At 68.0% G+C, this 25,394-nt stretch carries 20 protein-coding genes; 11 read left to right on the top strand and 9 right to left on the bottom strand.

Annotated elements, in window-relative coordinates:
- Nucleotides 1–18: 18 nt before the first annotated feature.
- Both ABZU52_RS10865 and ABZU52_RS10860 read right to left on the bottom strand, forming a co-directional pair.
- Nucleotides 19–663, bottom strand: coding sequence for a maleylpyruvate isomerase N-terminal domain-containing protein (locus tag ABZU52_RS10865; protein ID WP_354970851.1), 645 nt, complete (start codon nt 661–663; stop codon nt 19–21).
- A gap of 208 nt (nt 664–871) precedes the next feature.
- Nucleotides 872–2,317, bottom strand: a complete 1,446-nt coding sequence (locus tag ABZU52_RS10860) for a glycosyltransferase family 4 protein (protein ID WP_354970850.1) — start codon at nt 2,315–2,317, stop codon at nt 872–874.
- A 290-nt stretch (nt 2,318–2,607) separates the two neighbouring features.
- Here ABZU52_RS10860 and glgX point away from each other — a divergent pair, with 290 nt between their 5' ends.
- The 7 genes from glgX (at nt 2,608) to ABZU52_RS10825 (ending at nt 14,709) form a co-directional block, all read left to right on the top strand.
- Nucleotides 2,608–4,725 carry a glycogen debranching protein GlgX gene (glgX, locus tag ABZU52_RS10855; protein WP_354970849.1) on the top strand — a complete coding sequence of 706 codons (2,118 nt, stop codon included), beginning with the start codon at nt 2,608–2,610 and terminating at the stop codon, nt 4,723–4,725.
- A gap of 1 nt (nt 4,726) precedes the next feature.
- The gene (gene treY, locus ABZU52_RS10850; protein WP_354970848.1) at nt 4,727–7,033 is read left to right on the top strand and encodes a malto-oligosyltrehalose synthase; all 2,307 of its coding nucleotides are present in this window, start codon (nt 4,727–4,729) and stop codon (nt 7,031–7,033) included.
- A complete protein-coding gene (treZ, locus tag ABZU52_RS10845; RefSeq protein WP_354970847.1) occupies nt 7,030–8,754 on the top strand; it encodes a malto-oligosyltrehalose trehalohydrolase in 1,725 nt (574 codons plus the stop codon). The genes treY and treZ overlap by 4 nt, the downstream gene beginning before the upstream one ends.
- Nucleotides 8,755–9,124: 370 nt before the next feature.
- Complete coding sequence (locus ABZU52_RS10840) at nt 9,125–11,548, top strand: hypothetical protein (RefSeq protein WP_354970846.1); 2,424 nt, start codon at nt 9,125–9,127, stop codon at nt 11,546–11,548.
- Between the two features lie 453 nt (nt 11,549–12,001).
- On the top strand, nt 12,002–13,192 hold the full coding sequence (locus ABZU52_RS10835) for a helix-turn-helix transcriptional regulator (RefSeq protein WP_354970845.1): 1,191 nt from the start codon (nt 12,002–12,004) through the stop codon (nt 13,190–13,192).
- Between the two features lie 124 nt (nt 13,193–13,316).
- Complete coding sequence (locus ABZU52_RS10830; RefSeq protein ID WP_354970844.1) at nt 13,317–13,478, top strand: hypothetical protein; 162 nt, start codon at nt 13,317–13,319, stop codon at nt 13,476–13,478.
- Nucleotides 13,465–14,709 carry a helix-turn-helix domain-containing protein gene (locus tag ABZU52_RS10825; protein ID WP_354970843.1) on the top strand — a complete coding sequence of 415 codons (1,245 nt, stop codon included), beginning with the start codon at nt 13,465–13,467 and terminating at the stop codon, nt 14,707–14,709. Before ABZU52_RS10830 ends, ABZU52_RS10825 begins: the two co-directional genes overlap by 14 nt.
- A gap of 3 nt (nt 14,710–14,712) precedes the next feature.
- Here the strand turns inward: ABZU52_RS10825 and ABZU52_RS10820 are convergent, their stop codons facing one another.
- The 3 genes from ABZU52_RS10820 to ABZU52_RS10810 are packed head-to-tail and all read right to left on the bottom strand — an operon-like array spanning nt 14,713 to nt 17,607.
- Nucleotides 14,713–16,824 carry a tetratricopeptide repeat protein gene (locus ABZU52_RS10820; protein ID WP_354970842.1) on the bottom strand — a complete coding sequence of 704 codons (2,112 nt, stop codon included), beginning with the start codon at nt 16,822–16,824 and terminating at the stop codon, nt 14,713–14,715.
- Nucleotides 16,821–17,378, bottom strand: a complete 558-nt coding sequence (locus tag ABZU52_RS10815; RefSeq protein ID WP_354970841.1) for a DUF6879 family protein — start codon at nt 17,376–17,378, stop codon at nt 16,821–16,823. The genes ABZU52_RS10820 and ABZU52_RS10815 overlap by 4 nt, the downstream gene beginning before the upstream one ends.
- Nucleotides 17,379–17,385: 7 nt before the next feature.
- Nucleotides 17,386–17,607 (bottom strand): hypothetical protein, encoded by a 222-nt coding sequence (locus ABZU52_RS10810; protein ID WP_354970840.1) that lies wholly within the window; start codon nt 17,605–17,607, stop codon nt 17,386–17,388.
- Nucleotides 17,608–17,782: 175 nt separating this feature from the next.
- Here ABZU52_RS10810 and ABZU52_RS10805 point away from each other — a divergent pair, with 175 nt between their 5' ends.
- Nucleotides 17,783–17,920, top strand: coding sequence for a hypothetical protein (locus ABZU52_RS10805; protein WP_354970839.1), 138 nt, complete (start codon nt 17,783–17,785; stop codon nt 17,918–17,920).
- 120 nt (nt 17,921–18,040) lie between these two features.
- Here ABZU52_RS10805 and ABZU52_RS10800 read toward each other — a convergent pair whose 3' ends face one another.
- On the bottom strand, nt 18,041–19,015 hold the full coding sequence (locus tag ABZU52_RS10800) for an acyl-CoA desaturase (RefSeq protein WP_354970908.1): 975 nt from the start codon (nt 19,013–19,015) through the stop codon (nt 18,041–18,043).
- 679 nt (nt 19,016–19,694) lie between these two features.
- Here ABZU52_RS10800 and ABZU52_RS10795 point away from each other — a divergent pair.
- Nucleotides 19,695–20,696 (top strand): hypothetical protein, encoded by a 1,002-nt coding sequence (locus ABZU52_RS10795; RefSeq protein ID WP_354970838.1) that lies wholly within the window; start codon nt 19,695–19,697, stop codon nt 20,694–20,696.
- Between the two features lie 80 nt (nt 20,697–20,776).
- On the opposite strand, the gene ABZU52_RS10790 is transcribed toward ABZU52_RS10795, so the two are convergent.
- Together ABZU52_RS10790 and ABZU52_RS10785 are read right to left on the bottom strand one after the other, a co-directional pair.
- The gene (locus ABZU52_RS10790; protein ID WP_354970837.1) at nt 20,777–21,661 is read right to left on the bottom strand and encodes a S41 family peptidase; all 885 of its coding nucleotides are present in this window, start codon (nt 21,659–21,661) and stop codon (nt 20,777–20,779) included.
- A gap of 63 nt (nt 21,662–21,724) precedes the next feature.
- Nucleotides 21,725–22,390 carry a TetR family transcriptional regulator gene (locus ABZU52_RS10785; RefSeq protein ID WP_354970836.1) on the bottom strand — a complete coding sequence of 222 codons (666 nt, stop codon included), beginning with the start codon at nt 22,388–22,390 and terminating at the stop codon, nt 21,725–21,727.
- A gap of 102 nt (nt 22,391–22,492) precedes the next feature.
- On the opposite strand from ABZU52_RS10785, the gene ABZU52_RS10780 reads away from it, so the two are divergent.
- Nucleotides 22,493–23,407: an SDR family NAD(P)-dependent oxidoreductase gene (locus tag ABZU52_RS10780; RefSeq protein WP_354970835.1), complete on the top strand. Its 915-nt coding sequence runs from the start codon at nt 22,493–22,495 to the stop codon at nt 23,405–23,407.
- Between the two features lie 235 nt (nt 23,408–23,642).
- On the opposite strand, the gene ABZU52_RS10775 is transcribed toward ABZU52_RS10780, so the two are convergent.
- On the bottom strand, nt 23,643–24,692 hold the full coding sequence (locus ABZU52_RS10775) for an aldo/keto reductase (RefSeq protein WP_354970834.1): 1,050 nt from the start codon (nt 24,690–24,692) through the stop codon (nt 23,643–23,645).
- Nucleotides 24,693–24,765: 73 nt separating this feature from the next.
- Here ABZU52_RS10775 and ABZU52_RS10770 point away from each other — a divergent pair, with 73 nt between their 5' ends.
- Complete coding sequence (locus ABZU52_RS10770) at nt 24,766–25,299, top strand: TetR/AcrR family transcriptional regulator (protein WP_354970833.1); 534 nt, start codon at nt 24,766–24,768, stop codon at nt 25,297–25,299.
- Nucleotides 25,300–25,394 lie beyond the last annotated feature (95 nt).

Genomic DNA, 25,394 nt, shown 5'->3' with positions numbered 1-25,394 from the left:
TCGGCGACGGGCCGGCAGTCAGAAGGCGGAGATGTTCCGGGCTCGCTCGCTGCGGCTCAGGGCGCTGATCAGCGCGGACTGACCACGGCGGCGCACGGCCAGTCGGACCAGCAGGTCGCGTACGGGGTCGAAGACGTCCGCCGGGAACTCCGGAGTGGGTAGGCCGACGCTCACCGCGAGGTCGTCGGAGTGCACGACGATCTCCAGCTGACGGGTGAGCAGGAAGTCCCCGCGCCGTAGCGACCAGCCCTGCCATGGGATCGGCACGATGTCACGTGCGGCACCTCCGGAGAGCAGGTCGCCGACCACGTCCAGCGCGTGGGCGGAACGCGCGTGCAGGTCGGCTGGTCCGCGTGCCGCGTCCGCCTCGTCGGGGCCCTCGGCGACCGACTCCTCGTCCGGCGTGCCCTCGCTGACCCAGGGCGCCTGCTCGTAGTGGTTGTCGGCCGAATCCAAGGTGGGCAGGTCGGTCGGCATCGGCAGCAGCTCCGCCGCGCGTACCGCCTGACGGCCCAGGTGGCAGGCCAGGCCACCCACGGACAGGTGCGGCAGCGCGCTCGGCCTCGGCCACTGGTCGGTCACCTCGGGGCGTCGGATCAGCTCCAGCGCGATCGAGGCGGCGGTCGGAAAGGTGGCATCAAGGGCGTCGACAGCGCGAGACATCCGCACATCCTGACAGGCCCGCCCGAACGCCGCCGAGCGACGCGACCCGCCCGAACGCCGCCGGGCCACGGCCTGGCCGGCGGGAGCCGGACCGCGAGCCCAGCGTGATCGACTCGGCCTTCAGGAAGTCGGGGCGTCCCCAGCGCTGGGACACCCCGACTTCACGAAAACCGAGTCGATCAACCGCAAACCGCCCGGCCGGCGAGGGTCAGCGCAGGCCGGCGGCGGCGAGCAGGTTGCCCTCGGGAAGCGCCGGGAGGGCACGACCCTGGGACATCCGCTGCTCGGCGCGCTCGGCGGTGAACGCCGCGTCGTGCTGAATGGCGGCGGCGTAGCTGGCGGCGGTGCGTTGCGCGATCGCGGCCCAGCCGTACTGGTCGTGGACCATCCGGCGGGCGCGGCGGGCCATCACGCGGGCGTGCTCGGGATCCGACAGCAGCGCGTCCACGGCGTCGGTCAGGCCGTCCGGGTCGTGCGGGCGGAAGGTCATCCCGGTGACGCCCGGCTCGACGATCTCGCCGAGGCCACCGGTGGCGGCGACGGCGAGGGGAGCGCCGGCCGCGGCGCCCTCCAGGGCGACCATGCCGAACGGCTCGTAGATGCTGGGCACGGCGAAGCAGTCGGACGCGGCCATCAGCGCCGGCAGGTCGGTGCCGCCCAGGAAGCCCGGCATGGTGACCATGCCGCCCAGGCCGCGGCGGTGCACCTCGGCCTCCAACTCGGCGCGGTACGGGCCGTCACCGGCGATCACGGCACGCAGCCCGGGGTGCCGCTCGCGCAGCTGGGGCAGCGCGGCGATCAGGTGCTGCACGCCCTTCTCGTACACCAGGCGGCCGGCGAAGGTGACCAGCGGACCGGTCCCGGCGAACCGGGCGCGGGCGGCGGCCACCGCGCTCGCGGGCACCCGCCAGCGGTGCGGCTCCACCCCGTTGGCGACCACGTCGACCCGCCCGGCCGGTACGCCGAACAGCGCGTTCACCTCGTCGCGCATGTACCCGGAGCAGACGATCACCCGGTTGGACTCGCTGCTGAGCCACTGTTCGACGCCGTGGATGGTGCGGTTCATCTCCTCCGGCAGCCAGCCCTGGTGCCGCCCGGCCTCGGTGGCGTGGATCGTGCTGACCAGCGGGATGTCCAGGTGGTCGCGCAACGTCATCGCGGTGTGCGCCACCAGCCAGTCGTGGGCGTGGATGACGTCGTACGAGCCGGCCTGGGTGGCGCGCAGCGCGGTGCGGGTGAGGGTGTGGTTGAAGGCCATCGTCCAGGCCAGCAGCGAGTCGGTGGCGAGGGGGAAGGTGACCGGGTCTTCGGGGGCGCGCAGGATGCGCACGCCCTCGGCGTACTCCTCCAGGGGTGCGCCGTCGCTGTGCCGGGTGACGACGGTGACCTCGTGGCCGGCGGCGGCCAGCGCCACTGACAGGGCGTGCACGTGCCGGCCGAGACCGCCGACGAGCACCGGCGGGTACTCCCAGGACAGCATGAGGATGCGGCGGGTCTGCGGGGGCACCCCGGGGCCGGTCTGCGCCGGCACGGGCGTACCGGGCTGCGCGGAAACACCGGGCTGGGTCGAAAGCTGGGGCCGGGAGGTCAGGGTGGGCCGGTGGGCCCGGTCCAGGGTGGCAGCGAGCTGCTCGTCGACCCGCAGGGTCGTCACATCAATCTCCGTCCATGCATGGTGGTGCGCGCCGGCATCAGTGGCGGCGGAGCGAGAGGTGTAAGGGGTGGCTGAGGGCCTGGCGGGACGCGCGCGGACGCATGCCCCCAACAAGGAAAGTGCATCCGGGCCAAGAACGCATCTCGAAAAGGGCCTTCGTGACGGAGGACACCTGAGTGGTGTAGCACGCATCAGACAGGCCGTTTCCGGTCACCCGCCTGCAAGGATGGATTGGCGTGCCCGGGGGCAGGGCAATACCCGCGCACATGACCACGGTCTGAAGGAGCGACATGCAGGTCTGGCCGGGCGAGCGGTACCCCCTTGGCGCCACCTACGACGGGATGGGCACCAACTTCGCCATCTTCTCCGAGGTGGCCGAGCGGATCGAGCTGTGCCTCTTCGACGAGTGGGACACCGGCGCGGAGCGCCGCGTCGAGCTGCGCGAGGTGGACGCCTACGTGTGGCACGCGTACCTGCCGGGCATCGAGCCGGGCCAGCGCTACGGCTACCGGGTGTACGGCCCGTACGACCCGGCGAACGGGCTGCGCTGCAACCCGCACAAGCTGCTGATCGACCCGTACGCCAAGGCCATCGACGGTGACGTCCAGTGGGACCCGGCGGTCTACGACTACGACATGGACGAGCCGGAGCGGATGAGCGAGACCGACTCCGCGCCGTTCATGCCGAAGTCGGTGGTGGTCAACCCGTACTTCGACTGGGGCAACGACAAGCCGCCGCGCACCCCTTACCACCACTCGGTGATCTACGAGGCGCACGTACGCGGGCTGACCATGCGCCACCCCGACATCCCGGAGGAGCTGCGCGGCACGTACGCGGGCATCGCCTCCCCGCCGATGATCGACTATCTGACCCGGCTCGGGGTGACAGCGATCGAGCTGATGCCGGTGCACCAGTTCATCCACGACAACCGCCTGGTCGACCTGGGGCTGCGCAACTACTGGGGCTACAACACGATCGGCTTCTTCGCCCCGCACCACGGCTACTCCGCGCTGGGCCGGCTCGGCCAGCAGGTGCAGGAGTTCCGGGGCATGGTGAAGGCGCTGCACGCGGCCGGCATCGAGGTCATCCTCGACGTGGTCTACAACCACACCGCCGAAGGCAACCACCTCGGCCCGACGCTGAGCTTCAAGGGTGTGGACGCGCCGAGCTACTACCGGCTCAGCGAGGAGGACCGGCGCTACTTCGTCGACTACACCGGCACCGGCAACAGCCTCAACGTGCGCAGCCCGCACTCCCTGCAACTGATCATGGATTCGCTGCGTTACTGGGTGACCGAGATGCACGTCGACGGCTTCCGGTTCGACCTGGCGGCCACCCTGGCCCGGGAGTTCTACGAGGTGGACCGGCTCTCCACCTTCTTCGAGGTGGTGCAGCAGGACCCGGTGGTCAGCCGGGTGAAGCTGATCGCCGAACCGTGGGACGTCGGCCCCGGCGGCTACCAGGTGGGCAACTTCCCGCCGCTGTGGACGGAGTGGAACGGCAAGTACCGCGACACCGTGCGGGACTTCTGGCGCGGCGAGCCGGCCACCCTGGCCGAGTTCGCGTCCCGGATCTCCGGCTCCGCCGACCTCTACCAGGACGACGGCCGCCGCCCGTTCCACAGCATCAACTTCGTCACCGTGCACGACGGGTTCACCCTCAACGACCTGGTGTCGTACAACGACAAGCACAACGAGGCCAACGGCGAGGAGAACCGGGACGGCGAGAGCCACAACCGGTCCTGGAACTGCGGGGTCGAGGGCGACACCGACGACGAGGCGGTGCTCGCCCTGCGCGCCAAGCAGCGGCGCAACTTCCTGGCCACCCTGATGCTGTCGCAGGGCGTGCCGATGATCGGCCACGGCGACGAGCTGGGCCGCACCCAGCGCGGCAACAACAACGTCTACTGCCAGGACAACGAGCTGGCCTGGGTCGACTGGGACAACGCCGACGAGCAACTGCTCGACTTCGTCCGCACGCTCACCGCGTTCCGGAAACGACACCAGGTGTTCCGCCGTCGCCGGTTCTTCACCGGCCTGCCGGTGGGCGGGCGCGGCATCGACGAGCCGCTGCCCGACCTGGCCTGGCACACCCCGGACGGGCGGGAGATGACCGGCGAGGACTGGGGCAACGACTTCGGCCGCTCGGTGGCGCTCTTCGTCAACGGCGAGGGCATCCGCGAGCGCGGCCAGTACGGCCAGCGCCACCACGACGCCTCGTTCCTGCTCTGCTTCAACGCCCACGACGCGCCGCTGGACTTCACCATGCCCGGCAGCGAGTACGGCCAGAAGTGGGAACGGGTGATCAGCACGGCCCAACCCGAGCCGGGCGACGCCACGGTGATCAGCGCGGGCGGCACCATCCGGGTGTCGGACCGGTCCCTCGTCGTGTTGGAGAGGATGATCTGACATGCCGGCCACCCCTCCCACTGCCACCTACCGGGTGCAGGTCCGCCCCGGGTTCGACCTGGACGCCACCGCCGCGATCGTCGACTACCTGGACGACCTCGGCGTCAGCCACCTCTACAGCGCCCCGCTGCTGACCGCCACCCCCGGCTCCCAGCACGGCTACGACGTGGTCGACCACCGGGCCGTCAACCCGGAGCTGGGCGGGGAGGCCGCCCGGCAGCGGCTGCTGCGCGCGCTGCGCGACAAGCAGCTCGGGCTGGTCGTCGACATCGTGCCCAACCACGCCGGGGTCGCCGTCCCGGCCGCCAACCCGCCCTGGTGGGACGTCCTGCGCCGGGGGCGCGACTCGTCGTACGCCGACTGGTTCGACATCGACTGGGACCGGGGCCGGCTGCTGCTGCCGGTGCTGGCCGACGACGAGGCCGCCCTGGACGACCTGAAGGTGGTCGACGGGGAGCTGCGCTACCACGAGCACCGCTTCCCGATCGCCGACGGCACCGGCGACGGCAGCGCCGCCGAGGTGCACGACCGGCAGCACTACCAGCTGGTCTCCTGGCGGCGCGGCGACGCCGAGCTGACGTACCGCCGGTTCTTCGCCATCGCGGGCCTGGCCGGTCTGCGGGTGGAGGACCCGGCGGTGTTCGCCGCCGTGCACGAGCTGATCCTGCGCTGGGCCGCCGCCGGGGAGGTCGACGGCATCCGCGTCGACCACCCGGACGGCCTGCGCGACCCCGCCGGCTATCTGGCCCGGCTGCGCGAGGCCGCGCCCAACGCGTGGCTGGTGGTGGAGAAGATCCTGGAGTACGGCGAGGAGCTGCCGGACTGGCCGGTGGACGGCACCACCGGCTACGACGCCCTGGCCGCGGTCAACGGGCTCTTCGTCGACACCGACGCCGAGGGTGACTTCACCGCGCTGGACAACCGCCTCACCGGGCACCACACCTCCTGGGAGGACCTGACCCACGCCACCAAACTGGCCGCCGCCACCCAACTGCTCGCCGCCGAGCTGACCCGGCTGGCCGCCCTCGCCCCCGAGGTGCCCACCGAGCAGGCCCGCGCGGCGCTCGCCGAGCTGGCCGCCGCGTTCCCGGTCTACCGGGGCTACCCGCCGCACGGCGCCCGGTACCTCGCCGCCGCCCGCTCCGAGGCCGGCCGCCGCCGCCCCGACCTGGCCCTCGCCCTGGACGCGGTCACCCGCCGACTGCGCGACCCCGACGACGAGCTGGCGATGCGTTTCCCGCAGCTCACCGGCGCGGTGATGGCCAAGGGCGTGGAGGACACCGCGTTCTACCGCTGGACCCGGTTCGTGGCGCTCAACGAGGTCGGCGGCAGCCCCGCCCACTTCGGGGTGCCACCGGCGGAGTTTCAACGCTTCGCCGCCGCCCACCAGGTCCGCTGGCCGGCCAGCATGACCAGCCTCTCCACCCACGACACCAAACGCAGCGAGGACGTCCGGGCCCGGCTCGCCGTGCTCAGCGAGCTGCCGGGCCGCTGGGCAGAGCAGGTCCAGACCTGGATGGAGTACGCCCCGCTGCCCGACCCGGCGTTCGCCCACCTGCTCTGGCAGACCGCCGTCGGCGCATGGCCGATCGAACGGGAACGGCTGCACGCGTACGTCGAGAAGGCCGCCCGGGAGGCCGGGGCCTCGACCAGTTGGGCGGACCCCGACCCGGCGTTCGAGCAGGCAGTGCACGCAGTGGTCGACCGGATGTACGACGACCCGAGCCTGCACGACGAGCTGACCGAACTCGCCGCCGCCATCACCCCGGCCGGCTGGTGCAACTCCCTCGGGCAGAAGCTGATCCAGCTCACCATGCCCGGCGTGCCGGACATCTACCAGGGCACCGAGCTGTGGGACAACTCCCTCGTCGACCCGGACAACCGCCGCCCGGTCGACTTCGACGTACGCCGAGAGCTGCTGGCACGCATCGACGGCGGCTGGCGTCCCCCGATCGACACCGACGGAGCGGTGAAGCTGCTCGTCGTGTCGCGGACCCTGCGGCTGCGGCGGGCGCACCCGGAGCTGTTCACCACCTACCGGCCGGTGCCCGCGCACGGGCCGGTGGGCCGGCACGCGGTGGCCTTCGACCGGGGCGGCGTGATCGCCGTGGCGACCCGCCTGCCGCTCGGGCTGGCCCACGCCGGCGGGTGGTGCGACACAGCCCTGTCACTTCCCGTTCACGAGATGAAGGACCTGTTCACCGGCCGGGTCTACAGTGGCGGAGAGACGCCGCTGGAAAATCTCCTGGCCGACTACCCCGTCGCTCTGCTGGCTCCTCCCACCGCTGCCGAGGAGGCCGTTTCATGACCGAATTCTCCGTCTGGGCGCCGGACGCCAGCCGGGTGCGGCTGCGCCTGGCCGGCGACACCGACCACGAGATGCGCGCCGCCGCCGACGGCTGGTGGCGGGTCGAGGTCCCCGACGCCGGCCTTGACTACTCCTTTCTGCTGAACGACGACCAGACACCGCTGCCCGACCCCCGCTCGCCGTGGCAGCCTGCGGGAGTGCACGGGCCGAGCCGCCGCTACGACCACTCCGCCTTCGAGTGGTCCGACAGCGCGTGGACGGGCCGCCAACTGCCCGGCAGCATCCTCTACGAGCTGCACATCGGCACCTTCACCCCGGAAGGCACCTTCGAGGCCGCCATCGACCGCCTCGACCACCTGGTGAACCTCGGTGTCGACCTGATCGAACTGCTCCCGGTCAACGCCTTCAACGGCGAACACAACTGGGGGTACGACGGCGTCTGCTGGTACGCCCCGCACGAGCCCTACGGCGGCCCCGACGGCCTGAAACGGTTCGTCGACGCCGCCCACGCTCGCGGGTTGGGGGTGATCCTCGACGTTGTCTACAACCATTTCGGGCCCTCCGGGGCCTACGCGCCGCAGTTCGGGCCCTACCTCGCCGAGCAGAGCAACAGTTGGGGCCGCTCGATCAACCTGGACGGCCCGCACTCCGACGAGGTACGCCGCTACATCATCGACAGCGTGCTCATGTGGCTGCGCGACTACCACGTCGACGGGCTGCGTCTGGACGCCGTACACGCCCTGCCGGACACCCGGGCGGTGCCGCTGCTCGAAGAGTTGGCCATCGAGGTCGAGTCGCTGTCGACGCACCTGGGGCGGCCGCTGTCGCTCATCGCGGAGTCGGACCTCAACGACCCGCGGCTCATCACGCCTCGGGAGGCGGGCGGGTACGGGCTGCACGCCCAGTGGAACGACGACGCCCACCACGCGCTGCACACGTTGCTGACGGGGGAGCGGCAGGGGTATTACGGCGACTTCGGCTCCCTGGAGACGCTGTCGGATGTGCTGACCGGCGGGTTCTTCCACGCTGGCACCTGGTCTAGCTTCCGGAATCGGCACCATGGGCGGCCGGTTGATCCTCGGGTGCCTGGGCACCGGTTTGTTGCTTACCTACAGAACCATGATCAGATCGGGAACCGGGCTACCGGCGATCGGATCTCGGCTTCGTTGTCGCCTTCGCTGCTGCGGGTTGGGGCTACGTTGCTGTTGACGGCGCCGTTCACTCCGATGCTGTTCATGGGGGAGGAGTGGGCTGCTTCCACGCCGTGGCAGTTCTTCACCTCGCATCCGGAGCCGGAGTTGGCCTCTGCGGTGCGGACCGGGCGGCGGCGGGAGTTCGCGTCGCACGGGTGGCCGGAGGGGGACGTGCCGGATCCGCAGGACCCGGAGACGTTCGTACGGTCGCGGTTGGACTGGGCCGAGCTGGACAAGCCTGAGCATGCTTCGATGTTGTCGTTTTACCAGCGGTTGATAGCGCTGCGGCGGTCGCTTCCTGATCTCTCGGATCCTCGGTTGAACGCTGTGTCTGTGCAGCACGGGGATCAGTTCCTGGTGATGCGGCGGGGGGACACCCTTGTGGTGGCGAACCTGGCTGGGCGGGGGCAGGGGGTGTCGCTGCCTGAGGTGGCGCGGCGGGTGCTGTTGGCCACGGGGGAGGGGGTCACCGTGATGCGGGACCGGATCGAGCTGCCCGCGGAGACTGCGGCGATCGTGGCTTTGTGAGTTGCGGAAGGTGATGTCCCGCTTTATGTCGGCACCACCAGTGATCGTAAGGCGGCTCTTAAAGTGCTGACACTTTACAGGTGATATGCGGCGTTGCCCCGGCCACCGAACTCGTCGGAACGTCGATCTGCCGATGAGTCAGAACAGCCCGGTGACCTGCTAAGACACCCTGCAGTCAACTAACCCCTATGGCAGCTTACGTGAGGATCCGGTCGGCGGTTTCCTCTCCGCTGGCCCAGACCTCGCCTGTCCTAGAGCTAGGTTAGGACCGAGGCTCTTCTGATGTTCTTCCGACACATGCTCCCCGACGGGGGCCCTCGGATGTAGCCTGTGCCCCTCGGGGGCCATCTACACGTGAGCTGGGGAGATCATGGACGAGTTCGCGAGCGCCAAGCAAAAGATCAAGGAGCTTGCTGCCGAGTTAGCGAACTCGCCATTGAACGAGGCGACGACCCGGATTAGAATCATCGACCGACTGTTGATCGAGTGTCTTGGGTGGAGACACGGCGACATCACGAATGAGCCCTACCATGCTGGCGATTATGCCGATTACGAATTGGGCAATCCGGCAACGGAGATGATCGTTGAGGCCAAAAAGGAAGGATGCTACTTTTCGATCCCAGTAGGACTCGAAGGTCGGCGTCAGATCGACATCGCAACGCTGCTAGAGGATGCGAATGCGAACCAAGCGATTCGGCAAGTATTGAAGTACTGCCAGGAGCGCGGCGTTCCTATTGCTGTTGCGACCAACGGTCGTCAGCTCGTTGCTTTTTACGCGTCCCGACAGGACGGTGTGCCACCCCTCGAAGGTCGAGCCTTAATTTATTCCTCCCTGCAGGAGATGTACGACGATTTTGGGTCGCTTTGGGCAAACCTGTCGCGTGAGGGCGTCGCTACTCGAAATCTTCAACGTGCACTTTTCGGGAAATCAATTAGAGCGATGGCGCCCGGAAAGCTTTCCGACGGTATCACGAGCTACCCGGGTTTTAGGGCCCGTACTTCTCTGGAAACCGATCTGAAGACCCTGGGTGACCTCTTCCTGCAAGATCTTGGATCGTCCGCAGGGCCGATGTCGAAAGAGTTCGTCGAAAAGTGCTACACCCCCAATGACGCCCTCTCTCAGTACGCCACTGTTACTAAAGAGATTTTACGGTCACGCTACGCCGCCTTGCGGGATTCAGCTGAGGTTGAGTCAGAGCCTGCTACGACGCGCAAAGGAATTAATCAAAAGCTCACGGCCACAATCATGACAGAGGCGTTAAGTCGTCGGCCGCTGGTGATCGTTGGCGACGTCGGCGTGGGCAAGACGATGTTCTTGCGCAATTTGATCGAGGTCGAAGCCCGCGAACTCTTGGGGAATGCCTATGTTTTCTACCTAGACTTCGGTAGGGAACCCGCTCTTTCCAACGATTTAAAATCGTACGTTCTGGAGCGACTGATCGAACAGTTGAGAGAAGTTCATTCTATCGATATCGAGGAGGGAGGGTTCATTCGAGAAGTTTACAAGAGAGAGCTAGTTCGTTTCGCCAAGGGTGTATATGGTCCCCTAGCCTTGACAAGGCCGGAAGAGTACCAGATGCGGGAGATTGAACGCCTCCAGCAGCTCGCCGCTCGTGCTGATGAGCACCTGAAAGCTTCTTTTGATTATCTGAAGTCAAAGAAGCGGCGGTCGCCGGTGATAGTCCTTGACAACATCGATCAGCGCCCGTCCGATTTTCAAGACGAAGTCTTCTTGATTGCTCAGTCTTTAGCTGACGGGTGGCCTGGAACGATCTTTGTTGCGCTCAGGCCAAGCACTCTCTACGAGTCCAAGACTAAAGGGTCTCTAGCCGCCTATCAGTTGAGGGTGTTCACGATTTCGCCTGCCAGAGTTGACAAGGTGATTCTTAAGCGAGTCGAGTGGGCATATGAGCAGCTGAACGAGTCTGAGGAATCCGGCGCCTTCTCCACCCGATTCACGATCAATGCGAGCGCTATGCGCGCCTACCTGGACGTGCTGATCAAGGCGTTCAGCGAAGATCGCGAGCTTAACGAGATTATTGACAATCTCAGCGGGGGGAACGTAAGGACGGCTCTCGAATTCCTTACTACCTTTATAGGTAGTGGTTACGTATCGACCAGCCGGGTTCTTGAGGTTGCTGGCCGGGGTTCCGTGTATACAGTCCCCACGCATGAATTCATCAGGGCCATCATTTTTGGGGACTACGACTATTTTTATCCGTCAGCGAGTAAGATATGCAACGTGTTCGATGTCTCGACCGATGATGGTCGCGAACACTTTCTGATGTGCTTAATGTTAGCGCACATTGAGCGAGCAGGGGTAGCCGCCGGTCGAAGTGGGTACGTTGATGTTGCAAGTGTTTATCGATTCATGCAAGGTATTGGCTTCACCCAGGAGCAGGCGGGATCCCATCTGATGCGAGCTAAGGAGCGCAACTTGATCCACGCTCCCGAGGGGCGAAACATGAATGGACCATTCCGCATTACCACCGTCGGAAGCTATATGCACAAGTCTATGGTGAAGCGCTTTTCCTATGTCGATGCCATGATCGTTGATACCCCGATCACAGACATGTCCTTCCGTCGGCAGATCTCGGACGTCTTTCCAATTCGCGATAGAATCGAACGCGCTGATAGGTTCCGGATATACCTAGACCAGCAATGGCTCAAGCTGGGTGCCATAGATTCTGACTCTCCATTTGATTGGCCTAGTTCTTCTAGCCAACTAAAAACTGATCTCGAATTGGCTCGCGAAAAGGCCGATCGGGCGGCATTGCGTCGGAGTTCATGGTAAAAGATCCTCCGCCGAGGTTGGCGAGATGATCAGCCTGACCACACTGGCTAATGTGCCCTCGCGGGCATCTGGGGCGTCATCATGACACCGCCTGCTGGGCCGAGACCGCGCGCTGGATCAGCGTCCGGGACCCCGCTCGTTTCGACGGCTTCAACCCGCGGAGAGACAGCTGGAAGCGGCCGCCCCCGAGGGGCGCAGAAGACTTTTGTGGTGGTGCTTTCCGGACGGTGATGAAGGCAGCTGCAGCGGCAAGGTTGGCGCCAGGTGGCTGGATGCGGTCCCGGTCACGGCAGCGACGCGAGTCGAAGGTTGGGGAGCGGACGGTGGGACGTACTAAGGGCAGACGCACACCTGCGCGCTTAGCGTCACTATTGCGATGCTCTACGGGTGTACCGTGCGCGGGTAGCGGTTCAGCGTCGTGATCCAGTCCTCTGTCTGGGGGTGGACGTAGGCATGGTGAAGAAGCCGGACACCATCGGTGCCAGAATCCGGTACTGGCGGATGCGTCGTGGCGGCATGACCCAGGCCGTCCTCGCTGGGCTCGCTGGCGTTACGCAGTCGTACGTGTCGCAGGTCGAGTCGGGGCGGAAGACCATCGACCGTCGCTCCACTTTGGTCGCCCTTGCCGCCGCACTCCAGGTCACGGTGGCCGACCTCCTCGGCCAGGGCACCGAGTCTGGCGACCCGGCCCGTGAGAGCGCCGCCGAGTGCGTGCCGGCCATCTGGTCCGCCCTGATCGAGATCGAGGACGGCGAGCGCCGCCCGTCGACCTACACAGCGGAGCGGCTGACCGCCGAGATTGCTCGCGCTGAACAGCTCCGCACGTCCTGCAACTACCCAGCTATGGCTCGTTTGCTCCCCGGTCTGCTGCTCGAAGCCGCCGCCGTGGGCGGCACCGTGCTCGTCCAGGTGGCCTATCAGGCCGCCACCTGCCTGCGGAACCTCGGATACCGACACCTGGCCCTCAACGCTGCCCGGCTCTCCGGGATGGTCGCCGATCAGGCTGAGGATCCGGCGTGGATCGCAGCATCCCGCTTCGCGTACGCGCAGAGCTTGCCGATCGAGTCCGCCACCGTTGCGGCCCGCTCTGCTGACCGTTCTCTGGCCGAGCTTCAAGCCGATGCCGCCGATGAGCGAGTGCGACAGATGCTCGGGCAGCTCCACCTTTCCGCCGCGCTGACCTCGGCGGTGAGCGGTCGCTTGGACGTCACCCGCGACCACCTCGCAGAGGCGGCCCGTGAGGCGGCAACCCTCGGGGATCCCGTCGACGGAGCCGGCTTCAACGGCTGTGGGTTCGGGCCGACCAACGTCGGGCTCTGGGAGATGTCCATCGCCGCCGAGCAGGGCGAGTCCGGCCGGGTCATTGAGCTGTCTAGGATGGTCCGACCGCAGGTACTCGCAGCATCCATCCGACAACAGTCCTACTGGCTCGACCTCGGGCGTGCCCTGGCGGACGGCGGTCGTCGGGATACCGAAGCTCTCGCCGCATTCGTCCAGGCCGAGAGTGCAGCGCCGATTCCGTTCGCCATCAACCCGCTTGCCCGCGATGCCGTGGTGACCCTTGCCCAGCGGGCCCAGCGCCGAGCCATCCCCGACGAGCTGCGTCTGCTCGCCGGCCGCATCGGCATCAACCTGGCCGCATAACTGCCAGTAATCAACGCATCGCCAATTCGCCCTACTGTCCGGTTTGGGACGTGAGCACGTCCTGATGGCCCGGTGTGGCAACGGTCGATCCTGAGCTGCTGGGCCTCCACTGGAGGAGGCGGGGATGAGCGGTCAGGACGACAACGCTCCGGAGAACAACAGTGAGGCGGCCGAGCGGGAGGCTGCCAAGCAGCGCCTCCTGGCCCAGGCCGAGGCGGAGCGCGTACCCGTGGAGGACACGACCCGCGCGGTCCCGGACCGGCGGTGGCGGCGTGACCAGCGATGACATCCCTATCGGCCGCCGCGTGGCGAGCTGGCGGGTGCGGCGGTCGATGACCCAGCAGATGCTCGCCGACCGGCTGCGTAGGTCGAAGAGCTGGGTCGACAAGATCGAGCGGGGCGTGCGCCCCCTGGACCGGTACTCGGTGATCCAGGAACTGGCCCACGTCCTGCGCGTCGAGCCGGAGGCGCTGCTCGGCCAGCCGCGGGGCACCCCCGCCGGCACGCCGGACGGGGTGGACGACATCCGGGCCGCCCTCGCCCGCTACGCCACCCCAAAGGCTCCACCGCAGACGGACGAGTTGAGGAGGCAGGTCGGGCATGCCTGGTTGACCTACCAGCACGCGCACTACGGGCAGTTGGTGCGGGTATTGCCGAGTCTGCTCGACGCCGCTCAAGGAGCGAGGTCGGCGGAGCTGCTGGTGCAGGCGTACCGAATCACCTCGTCTCTGCTGGTCAAGCTCGGCGAGGCCGACCTGGGATGGCTGGCCGCCGACCGAGCGATGACCGCCGCCGGCGACGACCGGCTGCTCGCGGCGGCAGCGACCATCTCGGTGGGCCAGGCGCTTTGCGCACAGGACCGCGACCACCTGGCTCTGGCCGTGCTGCTCCCCGCCGCCAACCGCGTCCTCCTACCGCTGGTCTATGCCGGTGATCAAGAGGTTTGCGGGCCCTTTGGAGATCAAAACTGCCGCAAACCTCTTGATCACGACGGTCAGGGCGAGGGGGCGGGGCAGGGCGAGCACCGGGGGAGGGCGGTGGGTGGGACGTTACTGGTCCAGGCCGCGCTCGCTGCCGCCGGTTGCGGCGAGCACCGCCGCGCCGACGAGCTGACCGACCGGGCCGCGGGCGTCGCCACCAACCTTCGGGGGTACGACGACACGCACCGAACCAGCTTCGGGCCGGTGGCCGTCGAGGTGGCGCGGGTGCTGGTGGCTGCCTCGCGGGGTGATGCGGCGGAGGCGGTACGGCGGCATGCGGTGATCGTGCGGCGGGAGGGGTGGCTGCGGTTGCCGGCCGAGTACCGCGGTGCCTACCTGGTCGACGTCGCGCGGGTGTACCTGCAACTAGGTGACGTGCGCGGGGCTGCCCGCGCCCTGGTGGACGCGGACAGTGTCGCGCCGGCTGAGGTTCGGTTCCGGCCGTTGGCGCGTACCGTGATCGCCGACATCGCCCGCGCGCAGCCGGCGCCGGCCGGTGTGGCGCGACTGGCGACGTTGGTCGGCCTCACCCGGTGAGACTCAGTCAACTGGGGGCGCCCCTAACGCGTGATCATGTGTTTCGCCGCGGCCGATCTGTCCGAGACGGCTACGAACGGCACCGGCGTGGGGATCTCCGAGGGGATCGAGGATTTGCAGCGCCTGCTGCCAGCAGCGTTGCGCGTCTTCGTGCCGGCCGGCGGCGTGGTGGGTGTCACCGAGGGCGGCCAAGGTGAGCCCCTCGCAGCGTCGGTCGTCGAATCTGCGGAACAGTTCCAGGGCATGTGTGTGCCGTTCCAGGGCCTCGCCGAGCTGGCCGATCTGCTGATAGGCCAGGCCGAGGGGGTAGGAGGCCCAGGCGACGCTCCAGTGATCGTCGATGCTGCCGAGGATGGCAACGGCTTCGTGGTAGTGCGCGATGGCCACGTCTAGATGTCCGCGTGCGCGGTGCCCGTTGCCGAGGCTGAGCAACGACATGCCCTCGCCTCGGGTGATGCCATGGCGGCGAAAGACCTCCCGCGCCTGACCGTAGAAGTCCATGGCCTCGTTCGTCTGCCCAAGCTCCTCGTGGATGAGGCCCAGGCCACGGAGGCAGAATCCCTCCACCCAGTGGTCGCCGACCTCACGGCTTGCGGCGACGCCTTGGTGATAGCAGTCGAGCGCGGTCTCGCGCTCTCCCATGCGCCAGTAGGCGTCGCCGAGGCAGCGGAGGTTGGCAGCCTCGCCGAGGCGCGACCCGGCGGAGCGCGCCGCACGGAGGCCGGTCATGTGGATGTCGCGCCAGTCGGCCCAGTAGGACTTGAGTTCGAAGAAGCCGTCGCTGACCACCGGCAGCTGCCAGGCGATGTCGAGTTCTCCCAGATCGTCGGCCTGCCGAACGATGTCCAGAAGGTTCAGCCGCTCGCGCTCGAACCATGCCATCGCCTCGGCCACCGTGCGCGGAGGAGCGAGGGCGACGCCGGGCTCGCCAGCGGGCAGAGCCACGGCATGCGAGTACGGAAGGATGACCTTGCGACCTTCTTCGGCCATCAACAGGTACCAGGAGTAGACGCGGCGTCGCGATTGGCGCTGCTGCTCCGGTGTCTCCTCAGCCTGGGCCCGTTCGAGCGCGTAGGCGCGGAGAAGGTCGTGAAACAGGTATCGGTCGCGGGCAGGGTTCTGCACCAGGTGCGCAGCAGTGAGCTGGTCAAGCAGACTGCGGGCTCGGACCAGACCGACGCCAGCGAGGGCTGCCGCTGCCGCCGCCGAGATGTTGGAGCCGGCGTGCAACCCGAGGAGCCGGAAGAGCCGCGCCGCGTCGGCGGGCAGCGCCTGGTAGGACCAGGAGAACACCGCCCGTACGTCGGACAGCTCGTCATCGTCGACCGTGAGGGCGTCGAGCTTATGCTCAACCAGAGCGAGGTCTGCCACGAACTCTGCGAGTGTGGCATGGGGAGAGTTGGCGATGCGCTCCCCGATGATCCGCAGGGCAAGGGGGAGGTAGGCGCAGCGGCGGGCAAGTTCAGCGGCGGCCTGTGGCTCTGCGCTGACGCGACTCCCGCCGATGCTATCGCTGAGCAGCGCGATTGCTTCGTCAGGAGACAGAACGTCCAAGGTCATCCGCGACGCTCCTTCCCGTGCCACAAGGCCGGAAAGTCGGCTGCGGCTGGTGACGATCGCCATGCAGGTTGGTGTAGCTGGCAGCAGTGGCCGCACCTGACCGACGGTGGACACATTGTCCACCACGATCAGGACGCGCTTGCCAGTCAGGACGGACCTGAACAGGGCGGCACGTCCCTCAGTGTCCGTCGGGATCTGCTCTGCCGGCACGTGCAGGGCGCGGAGGAAGGTATCCAGTGCCTGGCCGACGTCGAGGGCCGGCCCAGGGCCGTAGCCGCGCATGTCGACGTAAAGATCGCCATCGGTGAACCACGCGCGTGCTCGGTGAGCCCAGTGGACGGCCAGCGCTGTCTTGCCCACACCGGGGGCTCCCGCGATGGCAGCCACGGTCATCGGCCGGAGGCCCGCAGCCGTAGGTTCGTCGCCGGTCGGCAGCGCCGCGTCCAGCTGGGTGAGGGTTTGCTCGCGGTTGACGAAGCGGGTGGCGTCGAGGGGGAGTTGACGCGGCGGCTGTAGTCCTTCACGCTGCCGCCCTGGCGGCGAGCGGCGGGTCATGGGGCGTTGATCTGGAGCTGGTCTGCGATCTTCCGATAGGGGACCGACGCCGAGACGGCCGCATCACGCCACAGGTTGGCTTGCACGATTCGCTCCGGCTCGCCGATCAACTCTCCGGAGACGAACCGCCCATCCTCGTCGTAGTACATGGCCACCAGCCGTGCCGAGTCGAACAACCAGTAGTCGTAGTGCGGCAATGCGGCCGGCCAGTCATCGCCGGGAACCACGATGAGGCGGACGTCCTCGCCCGCCTCGACCGTGTGCTCGTAGGCCCAGCCGCACTCAAACCGGACGTAATCCGACAGCGGCTCGGCGACGACGTGGACCCGGTGCATACGCTTGCCCGCCGACACCGCCGCCCGCACGGTGTCACACCAAGCCGCGATCCCGGGGAACTCGCCGCGGGTCTGACCCGCCAGGAACCGCGCGAACTCGTCCTGCTCGTACGACACGTCGTACCGCTGGAGCGTCTCCAGCCGGTAAGCCGTGTAACGGAAGTCGCGAAACAGTTGGTTGAACTCGTCGTCATCGAGAGACGTGAACGACCGGGTCAACGCTCGATCACCGCTGCTCGGACTCGCGGTAGCGCGCAATGGCACCGAGCAACACCTCGGCGGGAATCCGCACCGCACCCTCACCAGGAAGAACGTTCTCTAGCTCGCCGACGGTGTCCTCGTCAATGAGGTCTCCCTGAACGACAAGCTCCCCGCTCTCGCCAAGGTAGACCGTGGGGCACCCGTTGCCACCCGAGCCAGGATCCTTATAGAGCTTGGTCAGCTTCATCGCGACCTCCACCAGAGAAACAGGGGGTTGGCAAACGCTGTCGGTCAGGAGATTAGTGCTTAGCGTAGCGGTCCAACAAGCCGATACCCTGCGTCTGATCTTGGCGACTCGGGCACCCGCCGTCGCGCGGGCGTACCTTCACATAAGTGACCTGAGCGGGGCAGCGCGCGCCCTGGTGGACGCGGATAGTGCCGCGCCGGCCGAGGTTCGGTGCCGGCCGTTGGCGCGTACCGTGATCGCCGAGATCGCCCGTGCGAACCCGGCGCCGGCCGGCGTGGCGCGACTGGCGACGCTCGTGGGTCTCACCCGCTGACCCCCTGAGCGCACCGCCTGACCGGTTCCCCTGGCTGGCCGCAGCAGCCGAGCGGCCAGGTGACCGCGACCCCGGCCCAGCCCGGCAAGATCAAAGACGGCGACCGGTGACCAACCAGTCTCAGCGGTTGCCCGGTCGGGTCGGTCGGGCGCCCATTGCCCGTAGGTGTGCCAGCCCTTGTGCCCAGGACTGAATGAGGGTGGTTTCGTGGTAGGCGATCTCGTGTTCCGCGCAGAACTGACGGATCAGCGGCTGGGCGTGGCGGAGGTTGGGTCGGGGCATGCTGGGGAAGAGGTGGTGTTCGATCTGGTAGTTGAGCCCACCGAGAAGTGCGTCGAGGAACGGGCCGCCGCGCACGTTGCGGGAGGTGAGGACCTGTCGGCGTAGGTAGTCGAGGTTGTCGGCCTCGGTCAGGATGGGCATGCCCTTGTGGTTCGGGGCGAAGGAACTGCCCAGGTAGAGCCCGAAGAGGGCCTGGTTGACCAGGATGAACACGATCGCCTGCGGAACGCTCAGGACCAGGAACACGGCCCCGAGGTAGCCGGCGAAATGCAGGACGAGCAGGCCGGCCTCCGTGCGCCGGCGCCTGAGCCCGCCGCGGCGGACGACCGCCCGGACGCTGGCGGCGTGCAGATGCAGACCCTCCGCCAGCAGCAGAGGAAAGAACAGCGCCGCCTGGTGCCGGACGAACAGCGCCCGCAGGCCCCGCTGCGCCGCAGCCTGACCCGGGGTGAAGGACAGCGGAGCCACCATGAGGTCGGGGTCGCGGCCCTCGGTGTTCGGGTTCGCATGGTGGCGGTTGTGCTTGTCGACCCACCACCCGTAACTGATCCCGGTCACCAGGTTGGCGCACACCAGGCCGACCACGTCGTTCGCCCGGCGGGAGCGGAAGATCTGCCGATGCCCGGCGTCGTGACCGAGAAACGCCAGCTGCGCGAGGAGCACCGCGACACCGGCAGCGGTAGCCGTCTGCCACCACGACGACCCGAGCCGCACGAACAGCACGCCCATCAGTACGAGACAACCCAGCACCACCGTCACGCGCGCCGCGTAGCGGCGGGCTCGTCGGTCGAGGAGACCCGCGTTTCGGACCATGCGGGAGAGGTCGGCGTACTCACTACCCCGGTCGCTGCGGGTGCCAAGATCCGTGTCACTCAACGTCGCCACTCCTTGTCAGCCACGCCGATCAGCTCGCCGGCTTCGCTGTCAGCCATGACCAGGCGTTCGCGCAACTTCATCGGTGGTCCGACGGGATTGAACAAGCAAACCGCCGCTGACGGCCCCAGTCTTCCGCACAGCAGCGTCTTCGCACGAGGAAATCGGCAGCTCACGATGACTGATACGCGAGCAATACCCGCCCTCGGGTAAGTCTGCCGATTGGCTGCGGGCTTCGTCCGTCGAGTCCGACAATCAGCACCGCACCAGCTTCGGTGCCGTGCGTGGGGCGGCTCGGGCCCTCGTCGAGGCGGACAATTGTCGCGCCGGCCGAGGTTCGGTGCCGGCCTCTGGCGCGTACCGTGATCGCCGTTGTCGCCCGCGCGCAGCCGGCGCCGGCCGGTGTGGCGCGACTGGCGACGCTCATCGGCCACACCCGCTGCTCGCACCGCCCTCACCCGAACCTTCAGATCCACGGGGACGGCTGTCGCGGACTGAGCGCGAAGTCGCGATCCGGGACGGAAGTCCGACGTTCGGTGTTCGTCCGCTCACGGACGGTCCAATCTGGAACACGGCTCGCCGTGGGGGCGGTCGTACACAGCGGACAGTGGAGGTTCGGATGCTGATCATCGTGGAGGAGCGGGACACCTACCCACCGAACGGTCAAATCCCCAACCTGGAGACCGACGAGAAGGCGTTCGACGACATCCTGACCCGGATCAAACTGCTCCTGCCCAACGACCTCAAGGGCGAGGTGGTCGGGGCGTTGGTGAACTGGTCGGCGAGCGCGCTGCTGCCGCACCGAAGCTTCGGGACCTGGGCCGAAGCCATCACCGCCGCGACCAGCTACGCGCGCAACGACATGGCCCGTGCCACCGACGACAGCCAACGGCAGCGTGACGAGGCTGTCGGCGGCGACGACCTGGCGAAGCTCAACGCGGCGGTGGCGAGTACGGGGCGGACCGACGACCGGCAGATCACGTTGCGCGACGAGAGCCGCAGGTGGGCGAACTGCGGAATGGCCGCGTTCCAGATTCGCGAGCAGTTGCGCGGCAAGGGCGGCGAGCCCGTCCGCCTGTCCGGCCAGACCTACGGAAAGGGGGAGGGCGACGCGCTCAAGCAGGCGCTGCTTGTCCGGCCCGCCAACGCCCAGACCGTCCTGCTGCTCGACTGCCAGTTCCCGCAGGTGCACAACTTCATCATCGAGGTGCACCACGACGGGTCGCGCTACCTGGCCCAGGGTTACCAGGGCACGTACTTCGCCCACTGGTGGCTCGGAATCAACAACAGCTACTCCGGAGAGGCTCCGCCCAAGATTCTCGCCCTGCGCGAGCGGTACGGGCTGGGTCGCGCGATCAGCCGGGAGAACTACGCGAACCTGCTCGACGGCCTGGCCGCGGCCATCTCGTCCGACTGGCAGGAGACCGCGAACCAGTGGCAGACGTTGCCGTTCAACCCTGACCGGCAGGAGGTCGACGGGATCCGCCGCCGGTCCGAAGCGCCGACGATCCTCGTCGAGGTGTTCGAGCTGCGCAAACCGGCGGTGGCTCGGGCGGCGCTCGGCGGTGACGGCGGCGCGTCCCTCAGTGAGCTGGCGACCCGAGGACTGACAACGGCCTGACCGGGTGTTCCCGGTCGGCGCTCGACCGGCCGGGAACCAGAGCCTCGGGTACGGCTCACGACGCGCCACCCGGGCCGCGCCTATCCGCCGGAGATGGCCTTGAGTGCCGTGTCGAGCGCCTGGTCCGCCGGGACGGGGACGTCGGGGACCACTCCGACGCCTTCCCAGTTGGTGCCGGTGACGCTGTTGATGGTCCGGGCGGTGGGCACTGTCACCAGGATGTGTGCGGTCACCGGGTGGCGGGCCGTCGGATGCGCGCCGCCGCGGGTCGTCTCACCGACGACGACGGCCCGACCGTGCGCCTGCAGGGTGTACGCCACGTCCTCGCCCCCGGAGAACGTCATCGCGCTGGTGAGCACAGAGACCGGGCGGTCGACATAGCGCGGCGCGGGAAGGTGCGCGGCAGTCCAGAACTGGCGAGTGGCGCCGGTGGACCGCTCGTAGAAGTCGTTGAGGTGCACCTGATCGTCGCGGAAGAAGTAGCTGCACCACATCGCGGCTCCCTCCGGTGCTCCGCCGGAGCACGCGCGCAGGTCCAGGATGAGCGCGGAGCTGAGGGCGACCAGTTGCATGGCCGCGCCGATCGCAGCGGCACCTTCGTCGGCGTACGCGATGCGCCGCACGTCGATCAGCCCGACGTTCCCGTCCAGGTGCTCGACCCGGCGGATCCCCTGGTTCTCCGTCCTGAGCAGCGCGAGGAACGCGGCCCGCCCTCCGTCCTCGTCCGCGGGGTCCAGCGACTGCGGCTGGTCCGTCCAGAGCAGCCGCAGATGCCTGTCGGGGCATACCTGCTGAAGGTGCGCGGTCACCGTCTCGCAGAGCGCCGGTCCGTCCAGGTCGTCGTACTCACCGGCCGCGAGACGGCGCCGGATGGCGGCGTCGATGTCCGCGACCTTCGCCGGGAAGACGTACCCGGCCGCGATCCGATCCAGGGCCTGTCCGATTATCTGTTCGTTTGGGAGCACGGCGGGCCACGGTAGACCGCGAACGGCCTCATGGCCATCGAATTTCGCGCGCTGACCCAGACCCTAGGGGCGCGGCAGTATGCCCACGAGCGACGTGATGATCGCGACCCGCAGGGCCGACCGCAGGTCGACGTGGTGGACCGCGAGCGCCGGCTCGGATTCGTACACGGCGAGCAGGCTCGGCGGCGGCGAGGTGTAGGCGGACAGCGCGCCAGCCATGATCAGGGCGCTGAGGCAGAACAGCTCGGCCCGGTCGCCGACCTCGGGCAGGTGCCGCCGGATGAGACCGGCCATCACGGCGAGGTTGGCCAGTGAGGCGCGCTTGTGCCGGCGGACCACCTCGACCGAGACGTTGTGCTCGAGCACCCCGCCCTGCGCGCCGAAGAGATCACAGAGCACCGTCTGGGCGGCGAGCGACCGGCTGAGCACGTCGGCCGTCTGCTCGGCCCGTTCCAGCGCGGACCGGCTCGGGTCGACGCCCTGGCCCAGCTCCTGCTCCAGCTCGGCCAGCCAGGTCGTCGTCCGGTCGTCCAGCAGGTCGAGCAGGATCGCCTCGCGGGACTCGAAATAGCGCAGCACCGCCGTCTTGGCCAGGCCGACCCGCCGGCTCAACTCGTTCAGGGTCACTGCGGCCACCGGCATCTCGTCGAGCATGGCCGAGGTCGTCTCCAGGATCGCCCGACGCCGGACCGCACGCTGCTCCTCGCTGCGCGCTCGCTGGAACGTCATGCCGCCAACCCTAGCTTAGGTACCGGCGGTCCCTTGACAGGGTACCGGCGGTCCCTTACCGTTTCAGGCATAAGTTACCAGCGGTACATTGGGGAGTCTGAGATGAAGTGGACCGAGCAGCAGATTCCGCGCCAGGACGGCCGGGTGGCCGTGGTCACCGGGGCCAACACCGGGCTGGGCTTCGAGACCGCCCGGCTGCTCGCCGAGCGCGGGGCATCGGTCGTGCTGGCCGTACGCGACACGGCGAAGGGCAAACTGGCCGCCGCCCGGATCAACGGCGACGTCTCCGTACAGGAACTGGATCTGACCTCGCTGGAGTCGGTGCGCGCCGCCGCCGCCGGCCTGCGCGCCACCCACCCGCGGATCGACCTGCTGATCAACAACGCCGGCGTGATGTACACGCCGAAGCAGACCACCCGCGACGGCTTCGAGATGCAGTTCGGCACCAACCACCTGGGCCACTTCGCGCTCACCGGCCTGCTGCTCGACCTGCTGCTGCCCGTGCCCGGCTCCCGGGTGGTCACGGTCAGCAGCGTCGGCCACCGCATCCGCGCCGCCATCCACTTCGACGACCTGCACTGGGAACGGTCGTACGGCCGGGTCGCCGCCTACGGCCAGTCCAAGCTCGCCAACCTGATGTTCACCTACGAGTTGCAGCGCCGGCTCGCCGCGCACGGCACCACCGCCGCGGTGGCCGCACACCCCGGCGTCTCCAACACCGAACTGCTCCGCAACTCCCCGGCGGCCGTCCGCCGACCGATCACCTGGCTCGCCCCGGTGATCACCCAGCCCGCGACGGCCGGCGCGCTGCCCACCCTGCGGGCCGCCACCGACCCGTCCGTCCTCGGTGGGCAGTACTACGGCCCCGACGGCCTGGGTGAGGTGCGCGGCTACCCGAAGCTGGTCACCTCCAGCCCCGAGTCCTACAACCTGACCGTGCAGCAACGCCTCTGGGCCGTCTCGGAAGACCTCACCGGCGTGCGGTTCCCGCTGGGTCGGGCAGCCGCCGTGGCCTGACCCTGCCAAGGACAGGCAGGCTGGCGGTAGCGGGAATCAGCCCACGCCGGGGGTGACGTTCTCCACCGGGGGACTGTTCGACGGTGGGCCGACTGGTTGCACTTCGCCCGGACCTTCCGCGCCGATGAGCCATCAGGGTACGAGTCGTCATCCGCGAGCTGCTCAAACGGCGTCGCCGACGGGTAGGTCGGGCTGACCGAGCGCTGAAACAGGAGGAGCTGGCCAGCGCCGCGCCTCAGGCGGTGGCGTACCCCGGAATTCGGTCCCTGATTTTCTGCAGCTCGGCCTCGTCGGAGATGCCCTGGAAGTCGTATCGCGGCGTGTACGGCCGTTCGAGGGTGGCCAGGTGTGCGTCGGTGAGGTCGATGTCCAGCGAGGCGATTGCCTCGTCGATCTGGGCGGTGGTGTTCGCGCCGACAAGTGGTGCCGTGACGACGGGCTTGCTGCGCAGCCAGGCCAGGGCGACCTGCGCTCGGCTGACACCCAGCTCGGCGGCGGTCTTGCCGACGGCGTCGATGATCGCGTGGTTGGAGGTCTCCTGCGTGGGCGCGTAGAGCAGGTCGGCGAAGGCGCCGTCGGTCTCGGCGCGTGCGGTCGACTTGGCGTCGTCCCAGGCGCGGGCCAGTCGACCGCGGGCGAGTGGGCTCCAGACGATCGTGCCGACTCCTTCGTCGAGGCAGAGCGGGACCATTTCCCGTTCCTCCTCGCGGGCCAGCAGGTTGTAGTGGTCCTGCATCGACACGAACCGCGCCCACCCGTGGGTTTTCTGCAGGTGCAGGGCCTTGGCGAACTCCCACGCCGGCATGGAGGAGGCGCCGAGGTAGCGCACCTTGCCGGCCTTGACGAGGTCGTGAAGTGCTTCGAGGGTCTCCTCCAGCGGGGTGGAGTGGTCGTTGCGGTGGATCTGGTAGAGGTCGATGTAGTCGGTGCCCAGTCGGCGCAGGCTGTGGTCGACCTCGGTCATGATCGCCTTGCGGGAGAGCCCTCGGCCGTTGGGGCCTGGTCGCATCGGGTGGCGCAGCTTGGTGGCGATGACGACATCGTCGCGGTCCGCGAAGTCCTTGAGCGCGCGGCCCAGGATCTCCTCGCTGGAGCCGTAGGAATACATGTTGGCGGTGTCGAAGAAGTTGATGCCGGCCTGGAGGGCGTGCTGGATGAGCGGGCGGCTGTCTTCTTCGTCGAGCGACCAGATCGGGTGACCGCGGCCAGGGTCGCCGTAGGTCATCGCGCCGATGGCGATGGGGGACACGTCGAGACCGGTGGAGCCGAGTTTGATGTAACGCACGATGCTCCTCTATCGTTGTGGAGAGGTCTCCATTTAACGTAGTGGAGAGTTCTCCGGATAGCAAGGAGGTGGCATGGTTCGCGCAGACGCTCGGGAGAATCGAGCCCGCATTCTGGCGGCCGCCCGCCGGGCCCTCGCCGAGGACGGTGACACGTCCATGAACCAGATCGCCCAGCTCGCCGGCGTCGGTCCCGGCACCCTCTACCGCAACTACCCGTCCCGCGAGGCGCTGGTCCTCGCCGTCTACCAGGACGCGGTCGAGGAACTGGTCGAGTCGGTGCCGGGCCTGCTGGCCACGCTGCCACCGTTGGAGGCGCTGCGGAGCTGGACCACCGCGTTGGTGAGTGCCATGCGCAAGAAGCACGGTCTCGGTGCCGCCCTCAGCCCTGGCGCGCACCAGTCGGTCGCCGAGCAGAGTTACGGCCCGGTCATCGTCGCCATCGCGCAACTGTTCGACGCCGGCAAGCGGGACGGCACCATCCGTGCGGACGCCGAACCCGCCGACTTTCTTCAGCTCACCGGTGCGCTGTGGGGGGCCACGACGGGAGCGGAAGAACGCATGCTCGGGCTGATCCTCGACGGCCTCAGCGCGCACCCGCGCCGCTGATCTCTGGAGCTGGGCCGTCGGGGGATACCGTTGTCGATCATGGAGTTGTGGTGCCGGTTTGGCGGTGGACCGCGGCTTTTGCGGCCCACCACAAC

The sequence above is a fragment of the Micromonospora sp. NPDC005220 genome, from assembly GCF_040607895.1.
Classification (GTDB): Bacteria; Actinomycetota; Actinomycetes; order Mycobacteriales; family Micromonosporaceae; genus Micromonospora.
This window is presented reverse-complemented; position numbering and strand designations above follow the sequence as displayed.